Below are 7,605 nucleotides of genomic sequence, written 5' to 3' on the forward strand. Positions count from 1 at the left end.
ATGTGCCTGGGGAGCGGACGTTTAGACAATTGCCCTCACGGACCGCGTTTGACCCACTGCGGACCTACACCGACTATCCACTGTTCACTTGCCTCACATCCCTGACGACATCGAGGAAGGCCCGCAAGGCCGGCGGCACGGCTCGGTGTCCCGGGTAGTAGATGGCCGCTCGCCCCGGTTCGTGCATCCAGGCGGACAACACCGTCCGCAGTCGCCCCTCTGCAATGGCGGCTTCGGCAGCCCAGCTCGCCACATACGCGATCCCCAAGCCGTGTGCGGCCGCGTCCGCCATCAGTCCCTCGTCATCGAGAACCACGGGTCCGCTTGTATCGATCGTCAATTCCTGCCCAGCCCGCTCGAACTCCCACTGGTACAGCTTGCCGCTCGGCGTGCGGTGGCCGATGCAGCGATGATGCTGAAGGTCGTCCGGAGTTGTCGGCTCACCGGCGCGCTCGAGATAGGCCGGTGATGCAACACAGACGAACCCGATCGGGCGGGCGAGGGGCACCGCGATCATGTCCTTCGGAATGGCTTCGATAAGACGGACACCGGCATCGAAGCCGCCCGACACGATGTCAACCAAGCGTCCCTCGACGACGAGATCAACCGTCACATCGGGGAACCGTTCGGCCATGCGCGGGAGGACCTCACGGACGAGAACGGCCGCGGCCACCCGCGGTGCATTGATCCGGACTCTGCCTGCCACTTGGCCTCGGAAGGCGGAGACGGCGTCCAATGCCTCGTCCAAGGACGTGAGCGCCACCTGCAACCGGCTGAGCATCTCAAGCCCCGCTTCAGTTGGTGAGACGCTGCGGGTTGTTCGGTTGAGAAGGCGTACGCCTAGGCGTTCCTCAAGCCCTCGCATTGCGTGGCTCAGTGTGGATGGCGCCGTGCCGAGTTCATCCGCGGCACGACGGAAGCTGCGATGGGTGGCAACTGCCACAAAGGCGGTGAGATCGTTGAGGGAAGGGCGCATCATTGATGGCCATTTTGCATCAGACCATGTCGATTTCAACGTCTAACCGTGCAAGCCCAGGGCTACTATCTCCTGCTCAAACAAGGCAGATCCCAGTACTCTCATGGGACGTGCCTTCGTTCTGAGGTTCCATTCGACATGGATGAGGAGACACAAATGTCCAAGCGCAACGCCGTCTTCCCTGCCGGCCGGCAGGCACTCTACGAGATGCACCGCTACTCTGCTGCTATCCGGTCCGGCGATCTGCTCTTTGTCTCAGGGCAGGTCGGCAGCCGCGAGGACGGCTCACCTGAGCCTGACTTCGCAAAGCAGGTTGAGCTTGCTTTCGACAACCTCAGCGAGGTTCTGAAAGCGGCTGGCGGCACGTTCGATGACATCGTTGATGTGACCACATTCCATACCGATCCAGAGGCACAGTTCGGGACCGTCATGTCCGTCAAGGACAACGTGTTTCCTAACGAGCCGTATCCCAACTGGACGGCTGTCGGAGTGAATTGGCTCGCCGGCTTCGACTTCGAGATCAAGGCAATCGCGCGGATTCCAGCGGCCGTCTGAAACGCCACCAGACCCGATCATGCGCTAAACACAAGAGCGCGCTTCTGCAATGGATTATCGTATCTTGCTCAGACTCTAGCGGAAAATGGAGCTATGCCCATGAAGGTTCATAAGTTGTCTGTCGCCGATGCATCGTTCGAGCGCTCGCCTGGCCAGGACGGGGAGGTGTGGGCAGGCAATCTGATAGACCAACATCACGGGGGACCTATCACCATTGGCTACGGTCGCTACGGGCCCAACCAGAGCATTGATGAGACTCTCGCCGTGCACGACGTGATGGTGGTTCTGGAGGGAAGCCTATCGGTGACATCGAGTGACGGCACGGTCACTGCTGGTCCGGGCGAGATTGTCTATATGCCCAAGGGTGAAGTGGTCACCATCCGGTCGCATGCTCAGGGAGCAATCACCGCCTACGTCACATACCCGCATTGGCAGGAGCCGCTGGCATAAGCCGGTGCGTCACAACCCTCACGACGCCTGAACAGGTGGCGGCTGGCGAGTAGACAGCGCAAATCACTGTAGGTCGGCTCGCGGCACCGGGCCGACCTTAGCCTTACGTCCCTAGTGCAGGGGTAAGCAGACCCTCCAAGGCGGCCAGCGATCTCCTGCTCGTGACCCAAAGCCGCCTTTGTACCGCAGCGGCCACAACGATCGGAACTGGCCGGCTGCCGACCGTCTTCTTGCAAGCTCACAGGTGTTTGAGTCGGACTTCCATGTCAACGCAGTGTACGAAAGCTAACCGCTGCACACGAGTGACTATGGCGGGAAACTACGCCTAATCATGGCAGAACGAGAAGCGATGAGTTGGTCGATATTCTGCAAGAAGCTCGCCAGCACGGGCGACAGATTGTCAGCTCGGTAGCCGGCGGCGATTTCAATCATCGGAGGGCTTCCCACCAGCGGCCGGCTCACGACTGACTGGGGCAGCAGCCGTTCGACATACGCCGGGAGAAGCGTGAGGCCCCCTGTGGACGCGACGAGCGATATGCCCGTCGCGAATCCATCGAGAAAGTGGCTCGGCGCCACCGCCACGCCGCGCTCGCGCAGGTAACGCTCGACGATGCTCCGCAGGACATGAGGGGTATCCGAATAGCCGATGAAGGGAACCTGATCGAGGTCGGCCGGGTCGATCTCGGAACGTTCGGCGAGCGGATGCTCGCGCGGCAGAATAGCCACGATCGGCTCCTCGGCGATCACCTTGTAGGTGACGTCGGGCTGGGGCTCGATGCGCGAGAAGCCGAGATCTAGTTCACCGCGCTGCACGGCGGCGGCAATGGCGGGCGAGAAGTCGCTGGTGACGCGAAAGTCAATATCCTTGAGCTGATCGCGCAAGACCTGGGTCACGTGCGACAGCCACTCGACTTCCTGGCCCGTCAGAAAACCGACCGAGAAGCTGGCCTTGGCCGGTCGGACCGCACGCCGAGCAGCGGCGACCGCTTCGGCCGCTTGCCCGAGCGCCAGCCGCGCATGGTCGAGGAAAGCCTGCCCTGCTGCCGTGAGCACAACCCCACGCGAGGTGCGGACGAACAACTGGGTGCCGACCTCAAGCTCGAGGTCGCGTAGCTGGCGGCTCAAGGAAGGCTGTGCGGTGTGCAGGCGCTTCTCGGCGGCAACCGTCAGGCTGCCTTCCTCGGCGACGGCGACGAAGTATCGAAGATGACGAAGTTCCATCAGCCATGCCTACCAGGTATGGTCGAGAAAGCTACAAAGTCTTTCCGCTGCGACTGCGGATGAGCCATCTTTGGGCTCAGCCAAAGAGCACTGGCTGGCGGGCATGCCAGCCAAGCATCACGAACAATCGAGAGCGTCCGCTGGCCAGCCCGCATTTTCGGGGCCGTGAGCGCGCGTGTGCAGAAGGAGCAAGGTCATGCCGTACGACCCCTTTTCGGCGCTGAGCTTCATCACCGGCCCGGCGATACTGACGAACGCCTGCGCGATTCTCCAAAACGGCGCGACCACGCGCTACAACCTCGCGGTCACGCAATGGCGCGAGTTTCGCGCGCTGATTGCGTCGGGCGATGACAGACTGTCGCTGCTTTACATCGATCCGGAACGCGCCCTGTCGCTCGCCGAACAGCGCATCCACCTGCAGCTCCGCGCGCTCGGCCTGCTGAGCGCGGGAGTCGCCCTGTTCGCGGTGACTACGGTCGGCGGGCTGCTAGGCGCCTTCCTCGTCCAGGCTCTGTCCGTGCCTTCCGGCGCGGTCAGCTTGGTCATGATCGTCGCCGGCGGCGCCGCGCTCGCGGTCATGCTCGCGGCGGTCGGCGCGCTCCTTCGCGAGGGCGCGTGCAGCCGCGCCATGGTCCGACTTCACCCCCTCGCGAGCAAGAGCCCGATGCAGCGCACCGCAACTCCGCAAGCCGCCCTCGGCGACGAAACCTGAGGCCTGGCCCCCAAAACCCGTCGGCGGGTCGCCGACACCCTAAGCACCACGAAAGGACCTACCGATGATCACCACTTCGATCATTACGGGCGGCAGCCGCGGCCTCGGCCGCAACACCGCCATAAGCATAGCCCGTCGCGGCGGCGACGTGATCTTCACCTACCGCAGCGATGCCGAGCAGGCGCAGGAAGTGGTCGCGGAAATCGAGGCGCTCGGCCACAGGGCCGCCGCGCTGCAGCTCGATGTCGGCGACATCGCCGCGCTTCCGGCGTTCGTCGAGCGTATTCGCGCGCTGCTCCAGTCGTGGGATCGGGGGAACTTCGACCACCTGGTGAACAACGCCGGGCACGGCGAGATGGCGAGCTTCGCCGAAACCACGGAGGCGCAGTTCGACCGGCTCTTCGACGTGCACGTAAAGGGCGTTTTCTTCCTCACCCAGGCGCTGCTCCCGCTACTCGCCGACGGCGGGCGAATCGTCAACTTCTCGTCGGGCCTGACCCGCGTCTCTTACCCGGGCTTCTCGGCCTATTCGGCCGCGAAAGGGGCGATCGAGATACTCACGCTCTACATGGCCAAGGAGCTCGGCAGCCGCGGCATCACTGCAAACGTCATCGCCCCGGGTGCGATCGAGACCGACTTCCTCGGCGGGGCGGTACGCGACACGCCCGAATACAACGAGGCCTTCGCCAATATGATCGCGCTCGGCCGCGTCGGCGTGCCCGACGACATCGGCCCGGCCATCGCGAGTCTGCTCGGCCGCGATAACCGCTGGGTCACGGCGCAGCGGATCGAAGTGTCGGGCGGCCAGAACATCTGACTGCTCGCCCCATCCACCTGTCATCTTTTGGCAACCAGCAGGAGAATATCGATGAACAATGTCCTAATCGTTCTTTCCGCCGCGGACACATGGACCCGTGCCGACGGATCGGCCTACGAATCCGGTGTCTGGGCCCAGGAGTTCGTCGACCTCGACGAGGCCTTCATCCGCGCTGGTTTCCGGGTCGATCTTGCCAGCCCTGGCGGCATCGTGCCGACGATGGACAAGCGCAGCCTCGATCCTCGGGCAGTGGGCAAGGCGGTGGCGGAGCGCATGCGCGCCTATCTCGCGCAAAACGCGCAGCGGATCGAAAACCCGCTTGTGCTCGCCGAGATCGATGTCGGCCACTACGACGCGATCGTCGTTCCGGGCGGGCACGGGCCGGTTGAGGACCTCTACAAGGATCCCGACATGGGTCGGGTGCTGCTCGAGGCCGACCGCGAGTCGAAGGTCATCGCCGCGGTGTGCCACGGTCCCGCGGCGCTGCTCGCGGCACGCGACGAGAACGGCCGCTGGCCTTTCGCCGGACGCAAGATGACCTCGCTGAGCGACGAGGAGGAGATTGAGTTTGGAACGGCCGAGAACGCCCCCTGGCTGCTGGCCGAGACGCTGCGCGAATTGGGGGCCCACTTCGAGCAGGGACCGAACTGGAGCACGCACGTCGTCAAGGACGGCAACCTGTTCACCGGTCAGAACCCGCAATCCTCGGCGGCTCTGGCCGAAGTGGTGATCGCGGCGCTGCGATAGCGCGGACTAGGCCCCAGGCGACCCGCGATCCGGCTGGCCTCGCGGGCTCCCTCCACACCGAGAAGGAGCAAGGCAATGAGCTCCGTTCCGACCGACGATGGCGTCGAGATTTTCTACAAGGACCGGGGTCAGAAGGACGCGGAGCCGATTCACTTCCACCACGGCTGGCCGCTGGCGTTGGAGGACTGAGGCCTGCAGATGCTGTTGCACCCGCCAGACGCTTGCGTCCTAATAGCAAAAAGCGATGGTTGGTCGACCAGCGGGCGTGGCGCTCAGGCGGGGAGGACCTGCGCAAGGGCCAAGCCGGCGAGACGGGCAGTGGCAAGGAGCTGGTCCAAGCCGTGCCCATTGCGCGCCTTGGCGGAGAGACCCGACATGGTCGTGCTGACGAAATCCGTCACACGGGCGGCGTCCTCCGGATGGCGCGCGGCGACGTAGTCGCGGATCAGTTCCTCCCCGGCGATATTGAAGGCGCGCGCCGCCTCGCGCGCCTCCGGGTCGTTGCATCGGGTGCCTTCCAGCACGAGGCAACCCGCCGCCGCGCAATTGGCTGCGTAGCGGCGGGCGGCTTCCTCCAGTACAGCGGCGAGGGCTTCGGCCACGGGGCGGTCCGGTCGCAATATGTCGCGCAGTGGAATGGCCCCAGTGCTGGCCCAGTGTTCGAGAACACGGCTGTAAAGGCCGGCCTTGTTGCCGAACGCTGCGTAGAAGCTCGGCGGGTTGATGCCGAGCGCCTCGGTAACGTCAGCGACACTGACCGCATCGTAGCCGCGTGCATGGAAAAGATGCTGGGCGGTGGCGAGCGCCTCTTGAGGATCGAAGCGCCGGGGCCGACCCCGCCGTTTGGAATTATTTGTAGTGACCATTACAAAAACGTTGAACGCGATCAATCGGTCAATTATGTAGTGCGACCTACATTAAGTCTCAAGGGAGGCCCCGATGGGTCTGTTCGAAGGAAAGTCAGTTTTGGTGCTCGGCGGCAGCCGTGGGATTGGAGCCGCGATCGTGCGGCGCTTCAGGGCCGACGGTGCGCAAGTAACCTTCACCTATGCCGGATCGCATGAGGCGGCGCAGCAGCTGGCGGCCGAAACGGGCAGCACGGCCGTCCTGACCGACAGTGCCGACCGGGACGCAGTGATTGCGCGGGTGCGGGACAGCAGTCCCGTGGACGTGCTGGTTGTGAATGCTGGGTTCGCCCTGTTCGGCGACGCACTGGAGCAGGACCCGGACGCGATAGACCGCCTGTTTCGCGTCAACGTCCACGCTCCCTATCACGCTTCGGTCGAGGCCGCGCGGCAGATGCCGAACGGTGGGCGGATCATTGTGATCGGTTCGGTGAACGGCGATAGGATGCCCGTCCCGGGCATGGCATCCTACGCGCTCAGCAAGTCGGCCCTGCAGGGCATGGCGCGTGGCTTGGCGCGGGACTTTGGACCACGCGGCATCACGATCAACATCGTACAACCTGGACCGATCGATACCGACGCAAACCCCGAAGGCGGGCCGATGAGGGACCTGATGCACAGCTTCATGGCCATCAAGCGCCACGGGCGGCCCGAGGAGGTTGCTGGGATGGTGGCTTGGCTGGCGGGTCCGGAGGCGGGCTTTGTGACGGGGGCGATGCACACCATCGACGGCGCGTTCGGCGCCTAGCCACCTGTGGCGTGACCCATCCCCAGAGCTATTGAGATCTGTCGATCCTGATCTCGGGCCGGAAGAGCTCTTCGCGCAACGAAGCAAAAAACCCGAGCATGATCAACCTAAAGATAGTCTTATGAGTGCTTAATCCAACGCCAAGTCGACGGCTGAACATTCGGCTCATCCACAGAGCGTTGGATGCAAGGATCAACTTCATCGACATCGCCAACCGCGATACAGCAGGTGAGTCTGAGGAGACCGTGGGCAAAGCTCTGAAGTGTCGTCGCGACAGCATCGTGCTGGCCGATGTGGGTGCAGCCCAGGAAGGGCGCCGAGCGCCTTGTGAAATGGCACTGAGGAGACCCGGCAGTTCAACAAATGGTCTTCTGCAAAGTTGAGCGCTCAAGACTCGAAATGTCTGGAAATGGCACGTTCCGGACCTAACCTTTAGGTCGGGTGATAGGCTTAAAGCGGACCTTTGGAAGGGTA

Annotated in this window: 10 protein-coding genes and 1 pseudogene; 8 read left to right on the forward strand and 3 right to left on the reverse strand. The window is 63.5% G+C overall.

The features are described 5' to 3' along the window. Positions 1–73 precede the first annotated feature (73 nt). On the reverse strand, positions 74–979 hold the full coding sequence (locus tag KBI52_RS03005) for a LysR family transcriptional regulator (RefSeq protein ID WP_173948693.1): 906 nt from the start codon (positions 977–979) through the stop codon (positions 74–76). A gap of 153 nt (positions 980–1,132) precedes the next feature. Here KBI52_RS03005 and KBI52_RS03010 point away from each other — a divergent pair, with 153 nt between their 5' ends. After that, positions 1,133–1,531, forward strand: coding sequence for a RidA family protein (locus KBI52_RS03010; protein ID WP_173948692.1), 399 nt, complete (start codon positions 1,133–1,135; stop codon positions 1,529–1,531). A gap of 99 nt (positions 1,532–1,630) precedes the next feature. Beyond that, entirely contained in the window at positions 1,631–1,981 is a 351-nt protein-coding gene (locus tag KBI52_RS03015) for an AraC family ligand binding domain-containing protein (protein WP_173948691.1), read from the forward strand. A 306-nt stretch (positions 1,982–2,287) separates the two neighbouring features. Here the strand turns inward: KBI52_RS03015 and KBI52_RS03020 are convergent, their stop codons facing one another. Beyond that, on the reverse strand, positions 2,288–3,202 hold the full coding sequence (locus tag KBI52_RS03020) for a LysR substrate-binding domain-containing protein (protein ID WP_173948690.1): 915 nt from the start codon (positions 3,200–3,202) through the stop codon (positions 2,288–2,290). 196 nt (positions 3,203–3,398) lie between these two features. On the opposite strand from KBI52_RS03020, the gene KBI52_RS03025 reads away from it, so the two are divergent. From KBI52_RS03025 to KBI52_RS33650, 4 genes and pseudogenes are all read left to right on the forward strand, one after another. After that, positions 3,399–3,914 (forward strand): DUF2721 domain-containing protein, encoded by a 516-nt coding sequence (locus tag KBI52_RS03025; RefSeq protein ID WP_210805220.1) that lies wholly within the window; start codon positions 3,399–3,401, stop codon positions 3,912–3,914. Positions 3,915–3,978: 64 nt separating this feature from the next. Then, positions 3,979–4,731 (forward strand): SDR family NAD(P)-dependent oxidoreductase, encoded by a 753-nt coding sequence (locus KBI52_RS03030; RefSeq protein ID WP_210805222.1) that lies wholly within the window; start codon positions 3,979–3,981, stop codon positions 4,729–4,731. Positions 4,732–4,782: 51 nt separating this feature from the next. Then, the gene (locus tag KBI52_RS03035) at positions 4,783–5,478 is read left to right on the forward strand and encodes a type 1 glutamine amidotransferase domain-containing protein (protein WP_173948687.1); all 696 of its coding nucleotides are present in this window, start codon (positions 4,783–4,785) and stop codon (positions 5,476–5,478) included. A gap of 75 nt (positions 5,479–5,553) precedes the next feature. Further along, positions 5,554–5,664, forward strand: a pseudogene (locus KBI52_RS33650) (alpha/beta hydrolase); the annotation flags it as partial. An 86-nt stretch (positions 5,665–5,750) separates the two neighbouring features. Here KBI52_RS33650 and KBI52_RS03045 read toward each other — a convergent pair. Next, positions 5,751–6,368: a TetR/AcrR family transcriptional regulator gene (locus KBI52_RS03045; RefSeq protein ID WP_247654143.1), complete on the reverse strand. Its 618-nt coding sequence runs from the start codon at positions 6,366–6,368 to the stop codon at positions 5,751–5,753. 49 nt (positions 6,369–6,417) lie between these two features. Here KBI52_RS03045 and bdcA point away from each other — a divergent pair, with 49 nt between their 5' ends. Both bdcA and KBI52_RS03055 read left to right on the forward strand, forming a co-directional pair. Beyond that, a complete protein-coding gene (bdcA, locus tag KBI52_RS03050) occupies positions 6,418–7,131 on the forward strand; it encodes an SDR family oxidoreductase (RefSeq protein ID WP_173948686.1) in 714 nt (237 codons plus the stop codon). 125 nt (positions 7,132–7,256) lie between these two features. After that, a complete protein-coding gene (locus KBI52_RS03055) occupies positions 7,257–7,514 on the forward strand; it encodes an aldo/keto reductase (protein ID WP_173948685.1) in 258 nt (85 codons plus the stop codon). Positions 7,515–7,605 lie beyond the last annotated feature (91 nt).

Origin of the sequence: Microvirga sp. HBU67558 (genome assembly GCF_018069605.1) — a bacterium.
GTDB lineage: Bacteria > Pseudomonadota > Alphaproteobacteria > Rhizobiales > Beijerinckiaceae > Microvirga > Microvirga terrae.

Bases quoted from the DNA above. Each gene is read 5' to 3' on its own strand.
- bdcA (WP_173948686.1), top strand. From the start codon at position 6,418: ATGGGTCTGTTCGAAGGAAAGTCAGTTTTGGTGCTCGGCGGCAGCCGT.
- KBI52_RS03015 (WP_173948691.1), top strand. From the start codon at position 1,631: ATGAAGGTTCATAAGTTGTCTGTCGCCGATGCATCGTTCGAGCGCTCG.
- KBI52_RS03005 (WP_173948693.1), bottom strand. From the start codon at position 979: ATGATGCGCCCTTCCCTCAACGATCTCACCGCCTTTGTGGCAGTTGCC.
- KBI52_RS03020 (WP_173948690.1), bottom strand. From the start codon at position 3,202: ATGGAACTTCGTCATCTTCGATACTTCGTCGCCGTCGCCGAGGAAGGC.
- KBI52_RS03030 (WP_210805222.1), top strand. From the start codon at position 3,979: ATGATCACCACTTCGATCATTACGGGCGGCAGCCGCGGCCTCGGCCGC.
- KBI52_RS03035 (WP_173948687.1), top strand. From the start codon at position 4,783: ATGAACAATGTCCTAATCGTTCTTTCCGCCGCGGACACATGGACCCGT.
- KBI52_RS03025 (WP_210805220.1), top strand. From the start codon at position 3,399: ATGCCGTACGACCCCTTTTCGGCGCTGAGCTTCATCACCGGCCCGGCG.
- KBI52_RS03010 (WP_173948692.1), top strand. From the start codon at position 1,133: ATGTCCAAGCGCAACGCCGTCTTCCCTGCCGGCCGGCAGGCACTCTAC.